The following is a 21,072-nucleotide window of genomic DNA, read 5'->3' on the forward strand; positions in this document are numbered from 1 at the left end:
GCTTTTCGCAAACAAACAGAGAATATGAATGAAGGTAAGACTTTTTCTGACTTTTTCTGACTTTTTCAGTACGGGAGGCGGAGCCTCTAGGAAGGCATTCCCAGGCGGAGCCTGGGAACGAGGGTCGGGGGTGTGAGATCGGGCGAAGCTTAAGATATCATCTGAAAAATGAAAATCTGTTCTCTTACCTCTAGTGAAGCAACCTCGCCGTCTCAGTCCATTTATTCTGTTAATATCAGCTTTGGGTTTCTTTGGTGTTGTCAGTTTGGGTTATTTCCATACCCGATTTGCACTACTCTTGCCAAACTCAAAACTCGATTCGACACCTAGCTCTAAGGCAAAAGTTAAACCGCTTATAGGAGCGAACGGGTTCCCTCAACTTAACCCCCTACCCACAGCAAAAGAGGTTTGGGAATGCTCTATTGTTGTAATTGGTGGTTCTTTAGGAGGCGTAGCAGCAGCATCTGAAGCAATGCAGTCGGGTGCAAAGACTTGTTTAATTGAACTGACTCCTTGGCTGGGAGGACAAATTAGTTCTCAAGGGGTTGCGGCTGTTGATGAATCATTGGCAATGCGGGCTAAGGAGAATCATTCAAAAAGTTGGATTGAATTCAAGCAGTCGATCGCACAACAACCTGTAGAACTTCCTGCATGGTCAAATGTTTCTTCTTCTTTAAAGGTGAAAGATATTAATAGCTGTTGGGTGGGTAAGTTGTGTTTTCCTCCGAAAGCAGGGGCGTTAGCAGCAGAACAGTTACTCAAGTCTTCCTCTAGTTCTGCACCAGGAAGTCGTTGGGGAACTTCTATCGCATTCAAAGGGGCTGAATTTGACAGTACGGGGCGGCAAATTGTTTCAATTTACGCAGTGAAAAGAATACCACGGAATTCTAATTATGTTCCCAAAGGTCGCCTGTCTCAAGAATTAACCTCTTGGTATTCCTGGTTTGATAATGAGGAATTTGAAAAAGTCCCAATACGATTGCAAGCCCCAAAAGGCGATCGCATGATAGTCATTGACGCCACGGATACAGGAGAATTGATAGGATGGGCAAATATTCCTCACCGACAGGGTTCGGAATCTCGGGCTACAACAGGTGAAATTCATGCAGCCCCTAAAAATAACCCCCAATGCACCCAAGCGTTTACCAACACATTTGCAGTTGCTATTCATGATGATGGGGGTTTAAGTCGCGATCGCTTATCTCGGCTCGAGTCAGGAATATCAAAAGAGGAACATCGAAAAGATTATTCCATTAAAGGAACTCCTGTATTTGCAGGTCGAAGCTTTTTTAATTACAGGCGCATTGTGAGTATGCGTCGCAGTGACCCCTTTGTCGATACTCCTGTTCGTGGAGACATAACTATGGTGAACTGGAATCGCGGTAACGACTGGAACTTAATGAATCCGCATCTAATTCTGACACAAGAAGAGATAAATGCTTCAGGACAGAGGCAAAACTGGGCGGGAGGGCTTGCTTTAGAAGCACTAAAAGAAGGTGAAAATCATGCGCTTTTTTTTGCGGAATGGCTCTTAGAAACTCAAGCTCAACCTAATTTTCCCCTGACTTACCTCTTTGGAACAGAGTCTCCTATGAGTACGGTTTCGGGATTAAGTATGATGCCTTATATTCGGGAGGGACGCAGAATTTTAGGACGCAAAGCCTACGGACAAAATGAGTTTGTGATGCGCGAAGCAGATATTAGAACAGATGTTTCGAGCGGTCGAGATGTTTCCAAAACGGTAGTCGCTGTCACTCATTATGATATTGATATTCATGGGTGTCGTTATCGTAATTGGGAACCATCCAACGAAGCAACCAAAGCCCCAGCTAGAGAATTTGTGGTTCGTCCCGTCATGATTCCTTTGGAAAGCATGATTCCTCAGCGAATCGATAATCTTTTGATTGGTGGGAAGAGTATAGCTGTGACTCACATTGTCAATGCAGTGACTCGCATTCATCATAGCGAGTGGGGTATTGGTGCTGCTTCTGGCGTGACAGCCGCTTGGCTACTGACTCAACCAGATTTAACTCCCGCTCAAATTGTTCCAAAACAACGAATGCCTCAATTGCAACAAGCAATGAAAAAGCAGGGTTTACGTCTTTCTTGGTAATTAGTAAGCAGTGACCAATGACCAGTGACCATAAAATATAAAGGATGTCCAAAAAATAAATTACCCATCTTGTGGGACGGGCTTCTAGCCCGTTCTTTATTAATGACGGGCTAGAAGCCCGTCCCACAAAAGCAAGTTGGTTATTTTTTTCTTTGGAAGTCCCTAAACTGGGTAAATCCGTGCAGTCTGTTGAAAACGACTTATTTATATCGATTTTTACTAGAATGGGTTTTCAGATGAGAACGTCAGGAAGGCGCGATCGCCATGACAATAGTTACTAAAAAACGGCTGACTTTTAAAGAGTATCTACAGTATGATGATGGTACAGATGCACGATATGAACTGGTGGCTGGAGAAGTTGTAGCAATACCACCAGAAGATAGAGGTAACTCCAAAATTGCATTGTTTTTACTGGTAAAACTTTTAGAGGTTTTTAATGAGGAGCGACTTTGCCATAAAGATACGGAAATTGAGGTAACCGGAGCAATGGCTCAAACAAGGTTACCCGATCTAATGGTGTTATCACAAGAGTTGGTGGACATCTTGAGCGATAATCGCGGAATTATTACTCGCGATATGCCTCCACCAGATTTAATTATCGCAGTTGTATCACCTGGTAAAACGAATCAAGAACGAGATTACCGCTTCAAACGCTCTGAGTATGCGACTAGAGGTGTACCTGAGTATTGGGCGATCGATCCAGCAACCAGCAAGATAACAGTTTTTACTCTCATAGCTGGTTTTTATGAGGAAGCTATATATACTGGAGAGATACGAATTCAGTCTCGTTTTGAAGTGTTACAATTAACAGCAGAGCAAATTCTAAAGCGCAAAAAGTAACAAGAATATTATTTCTCTTAATTCCCCCCAATACATCGGGGGAATTAAGGGGGGGTAATAATGTGATTCAAAGCGAGCGTGAAATATAAACCTTGTATGAAGAGAGTATAAACAACTAGGGAACTGTTATACTCATTTAATACTAGTTTTATTACTTACAAGTAAAAGTGCTCTTTCTTAGACTAGAAGATTTAGAAATTCAGGGTGTTTCCTACAAGGGAGCATCACAAATTATTTTTAAGAATAAAATTTTAACTAGATTTATAGATTTGTCTACACAGTATCGACAAAAAGCTCTCAAGGTTTGTCAAGAATTTCTTGATGCTAATCTCTTCTGTTTGATTGTAGAAAATCGGTCATATCTAACGGTTTGGGTTGAGGAGAAAGAACAGAAGTTAGCAGGCGAAACTGAAATTATAAATTATAAGTTGTATGAGCCTGCTAGTCTTTCATTTCCAGTCGCTGATACGGAGACCACAGTTCAAACACAGAAAAAGCCGACAACTTCTGTTCGTTCCCACAACTCATCCCAAAACTTATTTTCAAACGATGAGGAAAAATCTGCTAATTCCAACCTAGTAAACGAGCAAGGTGAGTGTGACAGTCTCCCTTTGTCCCAGCCATCTACCGAACACAAACCATCTCCTAAAAAATCAACTAGGAAATATCGAGGGATATCTTACTAAACCGCGTGTAAAACACAATTATGGTATCAAGTCAGTTCCGATTTAGGAGATTGATAATTGTCTTGACCAACATCTCTGGTTCCACGGGTTTTGTGATGTGAGCTTGGAACCCTGCCTGAAGTGCTTTTTGCCGATCGCAATCCATAGCATAAGCAGTTATAGCGATCGCCCGAATCGTTCCCCCTTGATGGGGTGGGCGGGAGCGAATTTGCTGTATCAGCATATAACCGTCCATCTCAACCATGCCGATATCACTCAGTAACACGTCGGGAGTGGATCGATCTAACAACAAAACAATTCAAATTCTCACTGAATTCGTCCCGCCCAATCATAGTCAATTTCCAGGGTGGAACGGTAACATCGGATGCTGGGTTAAGTATTGATACTTCAAAAAGACTTAGATTCCCGACTTCTTGAAGAGTCAGAAATCTTTTGTTGACAATGGCGAGAACGAGGAATTACCATTTTTGAATTGCCATCTTATTCACCAGAATTAAATTTGATTGAGATACTATGGCGGTATATTAAATATCAGTGGATTGAAATAGATGCCTATTCTAGCTGGTCAACTTTTGTTAAATCTCGGAAAAAAATCCTCAAAGAATTTGGTGAAAATTATGTAATTAATTTTGCTTAGCTACTTATCGCCCAACCAGGGTAAATGTTTAAAGTTTTCTTTTCGCCGTTGCTGGCGTATAATCTGCAAATCTGCATTAACCTGTGTCATGAGAGATTGGTACAAGTTTATACCACTCCGCTTAACTGAGGACTGACTTGACATACGATGTGTTGGATCGCGAGCATCAATCCAATCTAGTTGCTTTTTCGCTGCTTTTGCTACAGCTTCTAAATGTTTTTCATTATTTTGAGCATATGCATAATGCATAGCAGCGCATAATATGTGGTACGCAGTTTCGTAATATCCATTGTCTAACGCTTTCTGGCTGAGCGCCATCAGCTGCAAGTACATATTATCGCCTTCGCCCTGTATAGTATTTTGAATCATTTAATTGTTGGTAATTTTGTTGATTTTACTCCTGAATTTTAACAAATTTTGCTATTTCTAGTATTAATTCATTTTTAAACCTTCTACAGCTGACGTAGCTGTTATCGTTTTGATACCATATATTTCAAAAATAATAGTCATTCATATACAGCTATCGACATCATCTACTATAGATATCCGTAATTTATGTAAATATTTATACATAATTATACTATTATTAATATTCTAATTGTAGGATTGTCTACAATAATACAATGACTTCATAGCGGTGAGTGTCAATCTACTTGCCTTGCTTGCCAATAAAATAAAAATAGCAAAATAGGAATTATTGCTAAAATAATGTCTAAAAAACAAGATACTATTATAGAAGTTATAATATTTTCTATAAAAATAGAAAATATACCTAAAATAAAAGAATAAAACAACATAGCTAGGAAAACTAAACTAGTACATACAGCTATTTGCCACCTTTTTCCTTTTGTTAAATAAGCGCTTCTTTAAGTTTTCTCACGATTGAATCCTCACGGTTTTTTATCTAAGTAGGGTTTACCGCACAAAAGCTTCATACGATGCATTGTCCACCCTACATTGCTTCAATAAGCATTTGAAACCAGGTTTAGAGGATGTTTTAAAAGTAGTGGCGAAGGTATCCAAAGCTTTAGATACCCCTTAGAAAAAAGCTTTAGATACCCCTAAATCCCCCTTAGAAAGGGGGGACTTTAAGAGTATTTTCCCCCCTTTTTAAGGGGGGTTAGGGGGGATCTTGATACAAGAGTAGACTTTAAAAAGATCCTCTTACAGGCTTACTTGTTGTTGCTGTAATTTAGTATTCCCACAATCACACCAGAAATTACAGCAATTTTCCAATTCTAAAACCAAACAAAAACCTCCCTGAAAAAGGGAGGCATTGTGTAAGTTCTAACTAAACTATATAGGAGTGAGGATGTTATAACTTTATACCGCACTCAGGGCAGAAATTATTACTGGGCTGGTTCTTTGCACCACAGTTGCTGCAATAAATTGGCTCAAGTGATGCTTTTTGCGGTTGGCGTCGCAAGCCTACCATCTGAGCGTTACTCTTACCTGGAGCTACCATTGGGTAACAGTTTTCGTCTCTAGTCACATAAGCGTTAACGACAACTGGACCATCGTGTGCGAGCATTTCGGCAATAGCATCTTTCATCTCATCGCGGTTTTGAATAACCATACCTTTAATGCCGTATGCTTTTGCCAAGAACTCGATATCTGGCATACCAACTTCCATATTGGAGCATGAGTAACGTTCTCCGTAGAAAGCTTGTTGCCACTGGCGCACCATTCCCTGCCAACCGTTATTGATAATTAATGTCTTGACATTTATGCCATACTGTGCCAGCGTACCCAATTCTTGCAAGTTCATCTGGAAACTGGCATCTCCACTGATACAGACGACTTGACGATCTGGATAAGCAACTTTAGCACCCATCGCTGCAGGTACACCAAAACCCATTGTTCCCAAACCAGCACTGGAAATCCAACGTCGCGGTCCTGCTTTGAGGAATTGAGCTGCCCACATTTGATGTTGACCTACATCTGTGGTGAAGATAGCATCGGGTGCTTGGCGACCTACTTCTGCTATGATTTCTTGTGGTGAAATGCTATCGGCATAATGGGGTATTTCTAGAGGGTACTCTTCTTTCCAACGGTTAATGAGAGTCAGCCACTCTTGTGTTTGGTTATGTGTATTTTCTTTGCACCGACGCAGTAAATCTTGCAAGACTGTTTTGACGTCACCAACTATGGGGACTTCAGGAACTCGATTCTTACCAACTTCTGCTGGATCGATGTCAATGTGGATAACTTTTGCGCGAGACGCAAATTCGTCTAACTTTCCAGTTACGCGATCGTCAAATCTTGCACCCACACAAATTAGCAAGTCACAATCACTGACAGCAAAGTTGGCATAAGCAGTACCGTGCATTCCCAACATTCCCAAAGACAGGGGATGGTGTTCGTCAAAAGCACCTAGCCCCATTAATGTTGTAGTGACAGGGATGTTAAATAACTCTGCTAGGCGTTTAACTTCTTGATATGCTCCTGAGATAATCGCACCGCCACCTACGTACAGCAAGGGACGCCGACTTTCACGCATTAACTGAATTGCGGCACTAATTTGGCGAGGATTTCCTTTAACTGTAGGACGGTATCCTGGTAATTTTACGGAACCTGGTTCTACAGATATATAGTCAAATTCCTCAAGGGCAACATCTTTGGGAACATCAATTAACACGGGTCCGGGACGACCAGTACTTGCTATGTGGAACGCTTCCGCAACAATGCGTGCCATATCGCGGGGATCGCGCACGACGTAGGAATGTTTGACAATGGGGAGGGTAATTCCGTAAATATCTGTTTCTTGGAATGCATCTGTACCGATCGTTGGACGTGATACCTGTCCCGTTACAATAATCATGGGGATGGAGTCCATGTAGGCGGTAGCAATGCCGGTAACTAAATTGGTTGCCCCAGGACCAGAAGTTCCAAAGCAGACTCCGACTTTACCTGTTGCACGAGCATAACCATCAGCTGCGTGTGCAGCTCCTTGTTCGTGTCTCACCAGAATGTGCTCGATCCCGCGACCTTCAACTTCTGCTTTATACAAATCATCGTAAATCGGGAGAATAGCACCACCAGGATAACCAAAAATATATTCCACGCCATGACGCTTGAGGCTGTCAAGTAGCGCATAACCACCAGATACACGTTTGGGTGTCGCGACTGGTAATGTCGAAACCGTTGAGTTAATTTGATTTTCTATTTGCGGAAGAGAAATTGGGGAAAGCGAATCTACTTGGGAGACACTTGGTGAACGCACAGCCAAACCTCACAGGATAGCGAAGATATTGCTTGATTGTAGTATTTAAAGTTTCATTTTATCTGAAAATTTGAGGAGTGCGATCGCATATTTCCTAAATTTATTCATCTAATAGTCAAGAATTCTCTACATTTCCAAAAATTTAAAGAGCATCTTGTAAAACGCGACGAGTATTTTGCCAAGTCCAAATTCCCACAGCAGCAACTAAGAGACTCATTCCCACAAAGTTTTTAGAGCTAACTACCAGATTGCCCAGAGTGAAAATGACGACCCAACGGCACGCATAAAGGCGTCCCGACTACCGGATCTGGCACAATACGACACGCTAGCCCAAAAACCTGTTGTACCATTTCCTCTGTTATCACCTCTTGTGGGCTGCCTTGAGCAACGATCTGTCCGTCGCGTAAGGCTACTAAGTTGTGAGCATAGCGACAAGCTTGGTTTAGGTCATGTAATACTATGACTATTGTACGTCCTTCAAGCTGATTCAAATCCCATAGCAGATCTAACACCTCTACCTGGTGAGCCAGATCCAAGAATGTTGTCGGCTCATCCAAAAGCAGAATTTGCGTGTTTTGTGCCAAAGTCATGGCAATCCAAGCTCGCTGGCGTTGACCACCTGAGAGGGTATCGACGGGACGCTCAGCTAACCCCACAAGGTTAGTAATATTCAGTGCCTTTTGTACTTCAGACTCATCGTCAAGAGTCCACGATTGCCACCAATGATGATATGGATAACGACCTTGCGCGACCAAGTCTTGCACAGTCAATCCTTCTGGGGCGACTGATCCTTGGGGCAGAATTCCCAACTGCTGAGCTACCGCTTTTGTGGGAAGTCGGAAGATATCAGTACTATTGAGGTAAATAGTACCTACCTGTGGTTTTAACAGCCGCGCCAGACAGCGCAGTAAGGTAGACTTGCCACAGCCATTGGGACCGACCAGAGCGGTAATTTTACCTGAAGGAATTACCAAGTCGAGATGAGTTAGGACTGGTTTACCATCGTAGGCAAAGCTCAGTCTTTGGGTTTCTAGAGAATTCATTGTGAATAACTACTAAAAACTATGTCACTGCAATCAACCATTCTTTACCTTAATTACGCTTAAGTAATTACGCTTTTTTCTTAGCGAAAATTGTTATTGAAAGTCAGCAAAACAAGTAAGTCAATACCACAAACTACCTGCTTATAGTAAAAACTAAGCGGACATTAAACAACCTGTTTTCGCTATCAAAATCAATCTGAATCTTTGCTGGCAAAGCTATACTCTCAAATCTGCTAAGTAATGTCAGTGCGAAAAAGTCGGACAGAATTGGAAGAAAGTCGGAAAAAGTCGGATATCTACTGACTTTCCTCTAAAATACTGATGTTAATTTTCTATGACCACTTAAAATCATGAAGATTGAGGAAGCGCTGGCTGTTGCAGACGCTGCCATATTTACTTGTACAGGGAAGCATTTGAGCGATCGGGAAAAATTAATACTATCAGCCTCTTGGGAAGGACAAACCTATGAGCAGATGGCAGAGAAGTTTTCATGGTCTGAGAAAACTCTTAAAGATGCAGGTTCTGATTTATGGAAATCCCTATCAGAGGCGCTCGGAGAAAAAGTCAGTAAAAAAAACTTTAAAGCAGCTTTGGAACGGCTGGGAATAGAAAAAAGCTCGGAACCGCAGCAATCACGAGATAACCAAGACTGGGGAACAGCACCGGATGTCTCGGTGTTCTTTGGACGTGAAGAAGAACTGCAACTTCTAGAGCAATGGATTCTCAAAGACCGATGTCAACTCGTTGGTATTATTGGTTTTGGTGGTATCGGTAAAACTAAACTGTCCATTCGCTTGGGTAAAGGGGGTATTGGTAAGACGGACTTATCCCTAAAGTTAGCTCGCAGCATTCAGCATGAGTTTACTTATATTATCTGGCGCTCCTTACTTAACGCTCCACCCTTGACGACTATCCTTACTGACTGGATTAAGTTTTTATCTAACCAACAAACTCGTTTACCTGATACTGTGGACGAGCAACTGAGACTAGTGTTGCAGTATCTGCAATCTCAACGCTGTCTCCTGATGCTCGACAATATAGAAACTGTTTTGCAAGGTGGCGATTGCACAGGACAATATCGCCAAGGTTATGAAGAGTATGGTCAACTCCTCAAAGCGATCGCACAAGTTCCCCATCAAAGTTGCTTATTGTTGACGAGCCGCGAGAAGCCAAAAGAACTGGATCGTAGTCCCTATCCCGTGCAGGTTCTGGAACTGGGGGGTCTAAATTATGCACAAGGACGCAAAATTTTTGCCGAAATTGGCACTTTTAAGGGTTCTGATGAAGAATGGCAGGAATTGATTGCTTTTTATAATGGGAATCCTCTAGTCCTGGAACTGGCGGCGCGACATATCCAAGAAGTTTTCTTCGGCAACATCTCTGATTTTTTACGGGAGGGTAAACAAGTCTTTGAAGATTTGCACGATTTACTGGATTGGCATTTTCAACGACTCTCAGAGCAAGAAAGGGAAATCACTTACTGGTTTGCAATTAACCGGGGAGCTGTATCAATTGCTGATTTACGTCATGATATCCTGACTTCTTCTCGGCAAAAATGTCTTCCATCAACGCTGCAATCCCTACAACGTAGATTACCAGTTGAAAAAAACGAACATGCCTCTGCCTTTACTTTACAGCCAGTTCTCATTGAGTACATGACTGACCGGTTGATTGAACAAATCACTCAAGAGATTTCCACGGGCAATGTTTCCTTGTTTAACACTCACGCGATTATCAAAGCTTCAGCCAAAGATTATGTACGCAAAAGTCAAGAAGTTCTCATCCTTCATCCCCTGCATCAAACACTCATTGAAAGTTTAGAGAATACTACGCTTGAAGCACAACTGACTCAAATTCTCTCCACGATACGCGAAAAGTCCCCCAGCAAATCCGGTTACATAGCAGGAAATTCCCTTAACCTGCTTTGCTTTGGACAATCTAGTTTAGAGAAATACGACTTCTCCTATCTCGAAATTCGACAAGCTTATCTGCAAGGAATGACTTTACATAAAGTCAGCTTTGCTTATTCTAAATTTGTACAAACTGTTTTCACAAACGTTTTTGGAAAAATCTTATCCCTGGCACTGAGTCCTACTGGAGAATGCTTCGCCACTGCAGACACACTCAATGAAATCCGCTTGTGGCAGATAATAGACAATCAACCAATACTCACACTACGCGGTCACACTAATTGGGTATGGTCTATTACCTTCAGTCCTGACGGGCTGCTTCTAGCAAGCGGTAGCAACGATCCAAGCGTAAAGCTTTGGAATATCCGCAACGGTCAGTGTCTACACACCCTAAAAGAGCATACTAAAACTGTCTACTCGGTAGCTTTTAGCCCCTGTGGTGCAATACTTGCAAGTGCTAGCGAAGACCGTACTATCAAATTATGGAGCGTGGATACAGGAAAGTGCTTGAATACTTTAACAGGTCATAATAGTCCTGTGTTTACTGTTACTTTTAGTCCGGATGGCACTACGCTGGTCAGTGGTACCTATGACCGAACCATAAAGTTTTGGAATATACAGACTCTTCAGTGCGTGAGAACGCTTGAAGACCACACTGGCGCGTTGCGTGTTATTGCTTTTAGTATCGATGGACGAATTCTAGCAAGTGGTAGCGGTGATAAAACAATAAAACTCTGGGATGCTGACACGGGTGATTGTCTTCATACCTTGCAGGGACATAGAGCTATCATCCGTTCTATTTCTTACAGCCACGATGGTCGATTCTTGGCTAGCAGCAGTGATGACCAGACGATAAAACTTTGGGATGCACAAACGGGTCATTGTGTCAACACGCTCAAAGGTCACATAGCTAGCGTGCGTTCAGTAGTTTTCAGTCCAGACAGTTCTACGCTGCTGAGTGGTGGTTATGACGAAACAGTCAAGTTTTGGGAGTGTGATACAGGACGTTGCTTTAACACACTCCAAGGATACACCAACTCTGTTCGCTCTGTTGCTTTCAGTCCGGATGGAAACGTGCTTGCCAGTAGCTGCGACAATGGAACTGTCATTTTATGGGATATTGACACTGGGCAACCTACTCACGTTTTGAAAGAGCATACGAATACCGTATGGACGTGTTGCTTTCAGTCCGCATTCCAGTCGGCTTCTTGCCAGTGGTAGTTGGGATCGAACTATTAAGCTTTGGAACCAAAAAGGTTTGTGTCTTAGTACCTTGAGAGGTCATATCGATCTGGTATTATCTGTAGCGTTTCATCCCACAGACCATATTTTAGCCAGCTGCAGTCAGGATACCACAATTAAATTGTGGAATGTCCATACAGGAGAATGTTTCCAAACGTTACAAGGTCATACTGGTAGCATTTTGTCATTCGCTTTTACTCCTGATGGCTGTGTATTTGCTAGCAGCAGTGCTGACAAAACTGTGAAGCTTTGGGACTTGAATACAGGGGAATGCTTGCGGACGCTACAAAAGCATACTGGTGCTGTGTGGACAATTGCCTTCAGTCCTAATGATGCCATGCTTGCTAGTGCAGGTGATGACCAGATAGTAAACTTGATGATTTGTTTCGATATTTTCTTCAAGAACAGTAGCGCTTTACCGTACCAGTGGCATATTCAGTGCCTTTTGAAGTTGCTCAAGCAGAATTTGAACAATTCACAGAACATCTTGCAAAACGCGACGAGTATTTTGCCAAGTCCAAATTCCGACAGCAGCAACCAAGACACTCATCCCCAGAAGCGTCACTTGCAAGCCCAAACGATCTACTATCGGACCTGTAATTGCCAACGGTGCTGAAAGAGCAATGTTGACAGCATGATTTTGGAAGCCAAAGACCTTACCGTGCATTGCGCTTGGAGTGTGTTGCTGAATCAGAGTTTGCATTGGCACTCCAATAAGAGCAGCACCTATACCCAACACAGCACAAAGCCCCAAAGCCAAAACCAAACTCTTGGTAAAAGTTAACATTCCCAATACCAGCGCCATCATCAAAAATCCCATGAGAGGTAAGGGCTTACCGTGCAGTTTATTACACCAGTGTCCCAGAATGGCTGCACCCAATACAATCCCTACTCCTGCTGCTGCTAAGAAAAAGCCAAATTGTTTTTCTTGCAATCCAAAATCTGCGGCTAATCGAATTGCGAGAACTGTTAAAGCTGCAAACACGCAATACAAACCAACTAGTTGCAGCATGGCATTTAATACCAAGCGGTTTGTTTTGAGATAGCGCAAGCCTGACTTAAAGTCAGCCCAGGGATGAATAAACTTTTCTTTTTCGCCTGTTGGTTTGTAATCCTTGAGGTGAATTGGCTGCATCAATGCGCCTGATAACAAATACAATCCGCAGACAACCAGTTCTTGACCATACTGAGCACCCAGGAAAGTTTTAGCAAAACTTAACATCGGTTCGCCGATCGCAAAGCCAACAATCATAGCTCCCATCATTGTGCTGCTAAATAGTGCATTGGCTGCCATTAAATTTTGACGGTGAACCAAAAGGGGAATAGCTGCTTGTTCGGCGGGGGCAAAAAACTGAGTCACTGTGGAGATAGCAAAGGTAATTATCAATAAAAGCAGGAACTCTCGCGGTAAAAAGGGAATCAACAATATCATGAGTCCCCGTACAACGTCCGAGCCAATCAAAACTAACTTTTTTGGAAAGCGGTCAACAAAGATACCACCCGCTGAACCAAACAAAATTGCTGGGAGCGTAAACGCTACCATTAATGTAGAGTACATCGAGTTTTCTGGCAATCCAGAAGAGGGTTGGTAGTTCTTGAGCATCGCAACGAGTAAAACCAACAAGACTTTATCCGCTAATTGAGACAACATCTGTCCCATCCACAGCAGCATAAAACTACGGTTTTTTAGCAGGGCGACAAATCCGGTATTGACAGCAGCGGGTTCAGTTGGAAACATCTGGGATCTTGGAATAGTAACTGTGGGAATAGGGAAGTGAGAAATTTGGGACACTCCATCATTCCTCACTCCCGATTGGCGAATCTGTTTTCCGGACTAATTGTCTTGATAATGCAGGACAAGCAAGTGCAAAAACTCAGATGCACTCAAGCATTCTTTTGGAGATAGATCTCCACTGTATGAGTCTACCCAATAACCTCGGACAATATTAGGCGATCGCCACATTGCCAAATGATCGACAGAGGGGTCTGCATAAAAGTTAGTTTGCCCGCTACCAAGTAAGGAAGAACTCCAGTGAGTGAAGTAATCGTGACTCATACGATGAATGGGAAAGTGACCCCACAGAGGAACGCCCCATCCATCTATAGCAATAAAAGCTTTAACGCGACCTCCGAATATTTGCCACATATGAGCAGCAAGTATTGCTCCAACTACACCAGCACTAAAACTAATGAAGACAACTGGTGATTCTAGCTTATTCTTCAAATGTTCGTGTAAAAATTGGAATATATGAAATGGTGATAAAGTTGAAGAATTATTAGTAGGAAAAGTAAGTATATTTACTACTAAATTAGTAGATTGCGATCGCCATACTGATATAAAGCTTTGAGTTAAGTCTGGTTCGTGAATGCCAGGACAAAGGATTATGTTCATGAATTATGAATATGAATGGTATGACAAAACTTTAATGAGAATATACTAAAATCTAGTCATGTAATCTCAATTATTGGGTAAAAATGACAGGAAACTTGCAGCTACACCAGTAAGTCTTCACTGATTGATTGGGACATCATCCCAACATTCGACCCTAACAACAAGGTAAAACATACTTTCTCTGGAAAACGTGTACAGCGTGCGTGGTACGTTAGTAAAGATGGTTTGAGAATTCATGCAGATGTGAACGGTGCATTTAACATCGGCAGAAAAGTAATCCCTAACTCTTTTAATTGCTTGCAAGAGATTGTAGAGAGGGATAGGGGGTGTCTGGTAGTACATCCAAGGCGAATAACACCTTTGTTCTATCGTACACATGATAAAAAAGGTGTTGCTTAAACCCAGGTGTAGTAGTCTGCCTATACTTGACTATGTAAACTGGAACTATGAGCATTTGTAGCCTAGTGATTAGAAATCACGGCTATACAAGCAAAACCCACCTACGTGAGTTTTAGACAAAAATTTTTATTTTACGATGATGGCACAGACAAGCGTTACGAACTTGATTCGGGAGTGTTGGTAGAAATGCCTCCTGGTACTGGTAACCACGAAGCCATCATCACGTTCGTGTTATTTCAGTTTATTTTGGAAAAACAACGACTGGGACAGTTATGAACAAACCGGATTTCAAAGCGATGAGTAGAGCCGAATTACGAGCCTACGTGTTGCAACATCCAGATGATAAGGAAGCATTTTACGAATTGTCAGACAGAATTCAAGCAACTGCCAAGCCAATAAATGTTGAAGACTTGCCCGACTTAATTGGGCAAAGACCACAGCAGCACCAACAGTAGAAATACTTACGGTCGCGATAAAAGAGCGCTCTTTTATCGTGCATTGCACTACTCTCTTTGGTGCTGTAAAGATTACCTATGAGCGTATGGTGACCAATGCTAGCCCTGTCAAGTTGAGCATTTGTACTAACTATTTATAAGGGTTTCAGTAGTCGGGATCTGAATTAAGCACGAGTACCTGTTGAGTGATGGGCAACTCATCCTTCTGTAGATATATACGAGTAGAACACCATAAGTATTACTAAAGATGTCTTTTTTATCCTATACGGGGGGATAGGATAGAATTTGACAAGTACAAAAAAGAACACTCTTGAAGTTGTATAGAGGAATTGATTGTGGTTGCCACACCGGAAAAACTACAAAAATCATACCAGGAAGCATCAGGTCAACAACGTGTCGCCGTATTGCTCATGGGTTATGGCGAAGTTGAAAGTTATGAGGATTTCGCCAACTATAACGAACAGGCTTTAAACCTACTGACAGCAAAATTTGCACCAGTACCAACTTGGGTTTATCCCCCCTTGGCAAAGCTCTTAGCATTATTTGACCGTCACGAGTGGGGACACCAGCACCACGATTTCATTTCCCCACACAACTCTATCTTTGAAAAACAACGGGCGGGTATTGAGAAAAACCTGCAAGCTAAGTGGGGAGAAGGGGTAAAAGTCTTCAAAGCTTTCAACTTTTGCGCCCCGTTCCTTCCCAAACAAGTCTTGGCAGAAATTAAAAATGAAGGTTTTGACAAAATATTAATCTATCCACTGCTAGTGGTTGATTCTATCTTCACCAGTGGTATTGCCATCGAGCAAGTTAACAATGCTTTAGCTGAAATGGCAGATGGTGAGGAACACTGGGTTAAAGGACAGCGTTATATCCCTTCTTTTTACAACGAGCCAGCTTACATCGACTTGATGGCGCATCTTGTTGAAGAAAAAATTAATGCTGATTTAATCAATGCCTATCTACCTTCTCAAATAGGCATTATTCTGATGAATCACGGTTGTCCCCACAAAGCTAAAGGTTTTACCTCTGGGATCGTTGAAAGTCAAGCACTCTACGATTTAGTACGGGATAAGTTAATTAACCGTTACCCCCTCATCTCTGTTGGTTGGCTTAACCATGACACGCCTTTAATTGAGTGGACTCAGCCAAACGTCGAACAAGCTGCAAACAATTTGATTCAATTGGGTGCTAAAGCGATCGTATTTATGCCTATTGGCTTTGCGACAGAAAACCACGAAACTCTATTGGATGTACATCATATTATTCATGCTCTAGAGAAAAAGCATTCTGGTCTCAATTACGTACAAATGCCTTGCGTTAACGACGATCCTACATTTTTAGAAATGGCAGCAGAATGGGCAAATGCTTACATTACTGAGTTGCTGTCAGAAGAAGCGGTGACGGTGAATCCTCACTTAGCTGTAGGTCATCATCACCATCACCACCATTAAAACTAATGAGTGAGGAATAAAGATAAGCGCTCTTAACTTTTCACTCCTCACTCATTATTCTGGAACATATCTACCTCTAAGTTGAGCTTTTTCACGCTCAACTCCTTCCCAATTTAGAAACAGGTATAATTCAGGTAGGAATGTAGAAGGGACTATATATGCAACAACCGTTGAATATAGAACAAAACGTATTAGAAAAAATACGTTCGCTGCCTGTAGAAAAACAGCAAGAGGTATTAAATTTTGTTGAATTTTTAGCACAAAAAAATCAAGTAGAGCGTCCACGCCGTTCTCTTAAAGGACTTTGGGCTGATTTAGATGTTAATATAACTTCAGAAGATATTGCTCAAGTGCGACGTGAGATGTGGAGGCGTTGCCTTGGAAAGACTCAAAAGTATTCTTAGAAACACAGATTCAGGGTTTGTAATTGTGACACTAGACTTTAATATAGCCCTGACAATGAGCGAAATTAGCCGCAGTGTAGTTCCTGATATGCCAGATAGAATTATTGCCGCAACTGCTCGTTATCTAGGTTTACCGTTGGTAACGTGTGACACCAAAATTCAATCAGCAGATATCGAGACAATTTGGTAGGTGTAAAAGGGGCTAGGGACTGGGGACTGGGGACTGGGGACAAGGAAGACAAGGGAGAACAGCTAGTAACTCATTTCTAATCCCCAATACCCAATACCCAATACTCAATCCCCAATCCCCAATCCCTAACCCCTAATTAATCTGACACAACCAAGATTTCTTTTCGATTTGCTCGGCAATAGGGTGTTTTGTTGTTGCTTCTGGTTTAGATGTCTCATGCCATCCTTGCCAAGTTTGAGCAGCGAGTGTGGAAAATTCACCCCGTACTTGGAACCAGGTAGGATTATCTTCTCTACTCCACAAGCTACAAAGTAAATCTATAACTTTTTCGGATGTGTGGTTACTCATTTGATTGAGTTTGCTGTTGCTTGATTCCGCGAAACCTTCTGGGAAAACCCTGCTAAGCCCTTCTTTAATACTAAAGTTACTCAGCTTCTTCGAGCACCGAGCAATATTGAAAAGTGCATCGCAAATTCGACGATTTAATCCCAAATAAACAGACCCTTTAAGTGCTTCTAAAAAGCTCTCTAAGGCTGTAACTGGTTCATCTTTAATTAAGAGATAATATTCCCCTTTCAACAAAGAAATTTCTGAAAGCACGGCTTGACAAAAATTAGGGCTGTGACCAGTTGTTAGATCGGCTCTTGCAAATTTCTCAGCAAAACTTAACGCTTGTATTGATAAATGGCTATCTCCAAGTCTAACCCAAACTCGACCCGCTAAGGCTAACCATCTAGCCATTCGTTGTGTTAAACCAATCCGGGATGCATAATGAGCAGCTTTCAAAAAGTATGTTCCAGCTTTTTCAAGAGACTTGCGATCGCTAGAAAGATAGAACTGTATTCGCGCAACATTTCCATAAATTTCAGATAAGGCTTGATAGACATCCAATCCCGGATCTTTGTAACAAGAACCTGGTTTAATTGCCTTTCTAATTTGAGTGTCCCATTCTTCTAAACCAAGCCACTTTTGCCTTTTGCTTGATTCAAATAAATCTGGATTGTGTCCGCAAGAAAGTTCATATAAATAAATTTCTGACTGGATGAGAGCTTGAATGGGAACTAACTGTTTTTTTACTTCTAGATCTTCTTCAAGAGCTTCTTGAATTATTTGAATGAGCAGTTTTGCATTACTAATATTACCTTGAAAATTAGATAGTCTTAGCTCTAGTCGTTTTGCTAGAAAATAGCATCGATAGAAGTTGACTCTATAGGAGAAGTAAATTTTTTCTTTAGGAAGTTTCTTCAATTCATCTCTAGCTGTGTCAGCAATTCTCTTAATTTGTGCAGTTTTACATTCTTCATCAAGAAATTGAAAATTTTGAAAAGCCATTCTGACTTGGGTTAATTGCGTCCTTAGAGCGGACAGAGTTTTACAGACTGAATCATAAATTTCTAAATCCAGTTCGTTATTCCAACTCCGCTCTACAAGCCATTGTTTTGCAGCACAAACAATGGCTTGCAACATAGTAATCATTGAGTCTCTATCGACCCAAATTCCTTGATACTGTTGCTGATTTCCCAAAACGACTGTTGTTTCCACTAAGGAATCAATACTGCTATCTAAGGTTTTTGTTGATAGAGTCACGTTAGCTATTTCTTCAGTTAACCCTAAATGTAAGCTACACGCACCAATAGCATTCTCTACTATCGTGTTACTAGAGGTATACATCCATTTAAGATATTCCTTAGATTTACCATCATGACTAAAACTACAAGTAACCATTGCCATAATGACAGGATTAAGCGAATTGAGGGATTGTACTTCTAGTTGCGATGTTGAGCATATACCTGGGGTTTTTAACTCGCACTCTGCTTGATGGCTAATTTGTACAAATTTATCGTAGAGATCGTTATATTCCTTTTCGCGCTCTATAGTTCGCGATAAAGTTTTGAATTCCAACTTTTCAACTCTAATATGAAGGTCAGTTGGATATTTGAGCATTTGCTCTTTAATGGTAATACTTAGGAAAAGTGCAATTGCCTCTTGTCGAGAAAAATGGGTTTTTCCTCCAGCTTTTAGTCTTTCCCAAGTTCGCTGTAGTTTTTCAATGACCTCCAATCTGAGTTTTAAACCCAAGGTCGGATAAAATTTTCGCAAGCTCTCAATGAGATAACCAAGGGAATCACTCTCCTGAGTGTTGGCAGAATTCAAAAAAAGCTTGTTACTTGCGATCGCTATCTTATTACTTGCAATTGCTACAAATTCTTGAGATGTGGAGCGTAAATCTTCAAATTCCAACAACTCCAGCAATGCAGCTATTTGCGCTATTTGAAAAAATCTATCTGAAGTCACTCGGATAATCTTTGTTTTCTCTGGTAAAAAACCAGCAGATTCTAGTAGTTCATCAGCTCCGGTGTCTCCTAATAACTTTCGCAATTCGTCAGGATTTGATTCTATTTTGTCTTTTTCTGAATTTTTTTCACTCTCTCTTTTTAATTTTCTTTTGGATGCTCTACGACTGCGAAGATTTTTGCACAGTTGGATCAGCCCTTCGCGGTCAACAGGTAACCGTTCTTTTTCCTTATTGAGAAAATCGATCACTACGGGTCGGCTAACACCCATCCCTTCTGACAGTTCTACCTGCGTTGCACCCATTTTCTCTAGGAAGAAGTGGAGCATCTCGCGCAGTGCTTCTTGGTCTCCAACACTTTCTCTGCCCATTTCCTTATTTAATACACAATAGAAATGTAAATCTAATTTACATTGTAAATCTTCTTCATTGATTTTTTGTCCTCTTTTATACATAAAGTCAAAACCCTACATGGTTATATTATTTAAGTGTTCATTTATTTGACACTTTCTATCATAAAAATGATTATTTTTGTATAATTTGATACAATTTTTTTATAGATAATGACTTTATTATTAACATGTATAGTCAAATTACAATATTTGGCTATTTTATATCCCCGACTTCTTTAAGAAGTCGGGGATATAACGAGGATTTGACGAATTCTGAAAATCATGTGGTCAAGTACCAGGTTTTGGTAGTCCACAGAATAAAGCTTTAATTTTGGCGTGAGAGTGTTTTCTAACAATTCAATATGTATCTGCCAACAGTGCTTTTCGCTTTGAATTGCACCTAGTAACAGGTTTTCGTCTGTAAATCATTGCCCTCGTCAACTGTAGTCGGGGGTGCATTTATTGCAAAGTTTAATTCTCAAAAAGGGCAAAAATCATGACGAGTAATCTATTTAAGTGGGCTTGTAAGGGTCTGAAATATTTTCTGTGGACTTTACTTGGTTTTGCGATCGCATACGTCATATCTCACATTTTTGAAGTTTCTGCTGTTTCAATCCTTCTACTATCTATTTTATTACCATGGCTATCCCGCATTGCCATCTTTATCTTGTGTTTGTTTGTCGTTGCCATAGTCGATGAGTCTTGTCGTTAATTCAGACCAATCACTTGGTAATTTGCGGCTGACATCTCAATGAGGAACTCCCTACTTTGTGTGGTATCGCTGTGGGAGCGTAAGCTATAAGTGACACTTCTCCATTCTTATTAATTATCCACCCTTGCGCTTCCACAATTTGAGAAGAGCGTGAATTATTCTCTCCCTCTTCCCCTCCGATCCCTAGAAGAGACCCAGAGTTCCCCCTTGCTCCTCGATCCCTAGAAGAGACCCAGAGTTCCTCCTTTTCTTCTGTTTCCCTTGGTACAGCAGTGAGCCGCCAATCTTCCCATATGGCATCAGTATTGAGTATGTCGTTAGGAGAGGGAGGTAAACCACCACGTCCAATATACGTGAAACTACTGTTAGCACTCAGAGAGCAGATATTATCGTCCACTAAACGTGCCACATCTATTATATCTATTGTTAAAGGAACTAATTCTTTACTAGGGTCTGGATTGGGAGTATTAATTTGTATATTTCCGCCCAAGTCGGGACTTACTCCTTTTGCAGTAATGCTACTCGTTTGCGGGAATGATGTTGTTGGGGATTGAAAACCAAAGATTTTAGCTACATTAATCGTGACATTTCCGCCACGAAAGTTTTCAGAATCAGCACGAATATTACTGTTCTCATTTTTAACTGCAATAACAAAGCCAGTTTTGCCATCAATTTTAATATTACCAC

18 protein-coding genes and 3 pseudogenes are annotated in these 21,072 nt (G+C 41.3%); 13 read left to right on the forward strand and 8 right to left on the reverse strand.

The features are described from left to right. The first annotated feature begins 193 nt into the window (after window positions 1–193). The 4 genes from ACKTT2_RS32245 to ACKTT2_RS32260 all read left to right on the forward strand — a co-directional run bounded on the left by ACKTT2_RS32245 (window position 194) and on the right by ACKTT2_RS32260 (window position 3,639). Window positions 194–2,113 (forward strand): FAD-dependent oxidoreductase, encoded by a 1,920-nt coding sequence (locus ACKTT2_RS32245; protein WP_407894438.1) that lies wholly within the window; start codon window positions 194–196, stop codon window positions 2,111–2,113. A 71-nt stretch (window positions 2,114–2,184) separates the two neighbouring features. Continuing rightward, window positions 2,185–2,394 carry a hypothetical protein gene (locus ACKTT2_RS32250; RefSeq protein ID WP_407894440.1) on the forward strand — a complete coding sequence of 70 codons (210 nt, stop codon included), beginning with the start codon at window positions 2,185–2,187 and terminating at the stop codon, window positions 2,392–2,394. Further along, the gene (locus ACKTT2_RS32255; protein WP_407894442.1) at window positions 2,378–2,953 is read left to right on the forward strand and encodes a Uma2 family endonuclease; all 576 of its coding nucleotides are present in this window, start codon (window positions 2,378–2,380) and stop codon (window positions 2,951–2,953) included. Before ACKTT2_RS32250 ends, ACKTT2_RS32255 begins: the two co-directional genes overlap by 17 nt. Before the next feature lie 167 nt (window positions 2,954–3,120). Next, window positions 3,121–3,639 carry a hypothetical protein gene (locus tag ACKTT2_RS32260; protein ID WP_407894444.1) on the forward strand — a complete coding sequence of 173 codons (519 nt, stop codon included), beginning with the start codon at window positions 3,121–3,123 and terminating at the stop codon, window positions 3,637–3,639. A 31-nt stretch (window positions 3,640–3,670) separates the two neighbouring features. Here ACKTT2_RS32260 and ACKTT2_RS32265 read toward each other — a convergent pair whose 3' ends face one another. After that, entirely contained in the window at window positions 3,671–3,931 is a 261-nt protein-coding gene (locus ACKTT2_RS32265) for a response regulator (RefSeq protein ID WP_407894446.1), read from the reverse strand. Window positions 3,932–4,078: 147 nt separating this feature from the next. Between ACKTT2_RS32265 and ACKTT2_RS32270 the strand changes: the two are divergent. Further along, window positions 4,079–4,276, forward strand: a pseudogene (locus tag ACKTT2_RS32270) (transposase); the annotation flags it as partial. On the opposite strand, the gene ACKTT2_RS32275 reads toward ACKTT2_RS32270, so the two are convergent. From ACKTT2_RS32275 to ACKTT2_RS32285, 3 genes are all read right to left on the reverse strand, one after another. After that, complete coding sequence (locus ACKTT2_RS32275) at window positions 4,277–4,645, reverse strand: hypothetical protein (RefSeq protein ID WP_407894448.1); 369 nt, start codon at window positions 4,643–4,645, stop codon at window positions 4,277–4,279. A 946-nt stretch (window positions 4,646–5,591) separates the two neighbouring features. After that, complete coding sequence (gene ilvB, locus ACKTT2_RS32280; protein ID WP_407894450.1) at window positions 5,592–7,499, reverse strand: biosynthetic-type acetolactate synthase large subunit; 1,908 nt, start codon at window positions 7,497–7,499, stop codon at window positions 5,592–5,594. 236 nt (window positions 7,500–7,735) lie between these two features. Next, a complete protein-coding gene (locus ACKTT2_RS32285) occupies window positions 7,736–8,542 on the reverse strand; it encodes an ABC transporter ATP-binding protein (protein ID WP_407894452.1) in 807 nt (268 codons plus the stop codon). Between the two features lie 350 nt (window positions 8,543–8,892). Between ACKTT2_RS32285 and ACKTT2_RS32290 the strand changes: the two genes are divergently transcribed. Together ACKTT2_RS32290 and ACKTT2_RS32295 are read left to right on the forward strand one after the other, a co-directional pair. Beyond that, on the forward strand, window positions 8,893–11,673 hold the full coding sequence (locus tag ACKTT2_RS32290; protein ID WP_407894454.1) for a WD40 domain-containing protein: 2,781 nt from the start codon (window positions 8,893–8,895) through the stop codon (window positions 11,671–11,673). Beyond that, window positions 11,615–12,016: pseudogene (locus tag ACKTT2_RS32295) on the forward strand (WD40 repeat domain-containing protein); the annotation flags it as partial. The gene ACKTT2_RS32290 and the pseudogene ACKTT2_RS32295, both read left to right, overlap by 59 nt. A gap of 153 nt (window positions 12,017–12,169) precedes the next feature. Here ACKTT2_RS32295 and ACKTT2_RS32300 read toward each other — a convergent pair. Both ACKTT2_RS32300 and ACKTT2_RS32305 read right to left on the reverse strand, forming a co-directional pair. Beyond that, window positions 12,170–13,432 carry an MFS transporter gene (locus ACKTT2_RS32300; RefSeq protein WP_407894456.1) on the reverse strand — a complete coding sequence of 421 codons (1,263 nt, stop codon included), beginning with the start codon at window positions 13,430–13,432 and terminating at the stop codon, window positions 12,170–12,172. Window positions 13,433–13,528: 96 nt separating this feature from the next. Then, window positions 13,529–14,086: a hypothetical protein gene (locus tag ACKTT2_RS32305; RefSeq protein ID WP_407894458.1), complete on the reverse strand. Its 558-nt coding sequence runs from the start codon at window positions 14,084–14,086 to the stop codon at window positions 13,529–13,531. A 504-nt stretch (window positions 14,087–14,590) separates the two neighbouring features. Here ACKTT2_RS32305 and ACKTT2_RS32310 point away from each other — a divergent pair. The 5 genes from ACKTT2_RS32310 (at window position 14,591) to ACKTT2_RS32330 (ending at window position 16,988) form a co-directional block, all read left to right on the forward strand. Continuing rightward, the gene (locus ACKTT2_RS32310; RefSeq protein ID WP_407894460.1) at window positions 14,591–14,761 is read left to right on the forward strand and encodes a Uma2 family endonuclease; all 171 of its coding nucleotides are present in this window, start codon (window positions 14,591–14,593) and stop codon (window positions 14,759–14,761) included. Beyond that, a complete protein-coding gene (locus ACKTT2_RS32315) occupies window positions 14,758–14,940 on the forward strand; it encodes a DUF6887 family protein (RefSeq protein ID WP_407894462.1) in 183 nt (60 codons plus the stop codon). The genes ACKTT2_RS32310 and ACKTT2_RS32315 overlap by 4 nt, the downstream gene beginning before the upstream one ends. A gap of 335 nt (window positions 14,941–15,275) precedes the next feature. Continuing rightward, a complete protein-coding gene (locus tag ACKTT2_RS32320) occupies window positions 15,276–16,394 on the forward strand; it encodes a ferrochelatase (protein WP_407894464.1) in 1,119 nt (372 codons plus the stop codon). Between the two features lie 158 nt (window positions 16,395–16,552). Then, complete coding sequence (locus tag ACKTT2_RS32325; RefSeq protein WP_407894466.1) at window positions 16,553–16,798, forward strand: DUF2281 domain-containing protein; 246 nt, start codon at window positions 16,553–16,555, stop codon at window positions 16,796–16,798. Window positions 16,799–16,823: 25 nt separating this feature from the next. Further along, window positions 16,824–16,988: a PIN domain-containing protein gene (locus ACKTT2_RS32330; protein WP_407894468.1), complete on the forward strand. Its 165-nt coding sequence runs from the start codon at window positions 16,824–16,826 to the stop codon at window positions 16,986–16,988. A 132-nt stretch (window positions 16,989–17,120) separates the two neighbouring features. Here the strand turns inward: ACKTT2_RS32330 and ACKTT2_RS32335 are convergent, their stop codons facing one another. Further along, entirely contained in the window at window positions 17,121–19,652 is a 2,532-nt protein-coding gene (locus ACKTT2_RS32335; protein ID WP_407894478.1) for a hypothetical protein, read from the reverse strand. 517 nt (window positions 19,653–20,169) lie between these two features. Between ACKTT2_RS32335 and ACKTT2_RS32340 the strand changes: the two genes are divergently transcribed. Further along, window positions 20,170–20,385: a hypothetical protein gene (locus tag ACKTT2_RS32340; protein ID WP_407894470.1), complete on the forward strand. Its 216-nt coding sequence runs from the start codon at window positions 20,170–20,172 to the stop codon at window positions 20,383–20,385. Window positions 20,386–20,395: 10 nt separating this feature from the next. On the opposite strand, the pseudogene ACKTT2_RS32345 reads toward ACKTT2_RS32340, so the two are convergent. Beyond that, window positions 20,396–21,072: pseudogene (locus tag ACKTT2_RS32345) on the reverse strand (hypothetical protein); the annotation flags it as partial.

Origin of the sequence: Scytonema hankhaensis NUACC26, from assembly GCF_045865695.1 — a bacterium.
Classification (GTDB): domain Bacteria; phylum Cyanobacteriota; class Cyanobacteriia; order Cyanobacteriales; family Nostocaceae; genus Scytonema.

Excerpts from the sequence above, each read along its gene's own strand:
- ACKTT2_RS32290 (WP_407894454.1), top strand. The coding sequence starts at position 8,893 with ATGAAGATTGAGGAAGCGCTGGCTGTTGCAGACGCTGCCATATTTACT.
- ACKTT2_RS32305 (WP_407894458.1), bottom strand. The coding sequence starts at position 14,086 with ATGAACATAATCCTTTGTCCTGGCATTCACGAACCAGACTTAACTCAA.
- ACKTT2_RS32340 (WP_407894470.1), top strand. The coding sequence starts at position 20,170 with ATGACGAGTAATCTATTTAAGTGGGCTTGTAAGGGTCTGAAATATTTT.
- ACKTT2_RS32335 (WP_407894478.1), bottom strand. The coding sequence starts at position 19,652 with ATGGGCAGAGAAAGTGTTGGAGACCAAGAAGCACTGCGCGAGATGCTC.
- ACKTT2_RS32300 (WP_407894456.1), bottom strand. The coding sequence starts at position 13,432 with ATGTTTCCAACTGAACCCGCTGCTGTCAATACCGGATTTGTCGCCCTG.
- ACKTT2_RS32315 (WP_407894462.1), top strand. The coding sequence starts at position 14,758 with ATGAACAAACCGGATTTCAAAGCGATGAGTAGAGCCGAATTACGAGCC.
- ACKTT2_RS32275 (WP_407894448.1), bottom strand. The coding sequence starts at position 4,645 with ATGATTCAAAATACTATACAGGGCGAAGGCGATAATATGTACTTGCAG.
- ACKTT2_RS32325 (WP_407894466.1), top strand. The coding sequence starts at position 16,553 with ATGCAACAACCGTTGAATATAGAACAAAACGTATTAGAAAAAATACGT.
- ACKTT2_RS32285 (WP_407894452.1), bottom strand. The coding sequence starts at position 8,542 with ATGAATTCTCTAGAAACCCAAAGACTGAGCTTTGCCTACGATGGTAAA.
- ACKTT2_RS32255 (WP_407894442.1), top strand. The coding sequence starts at position 2,378 with ATGACAATAGTTACTAAAAAACGGCTGACTTTTAAAGAGTATCTACAG.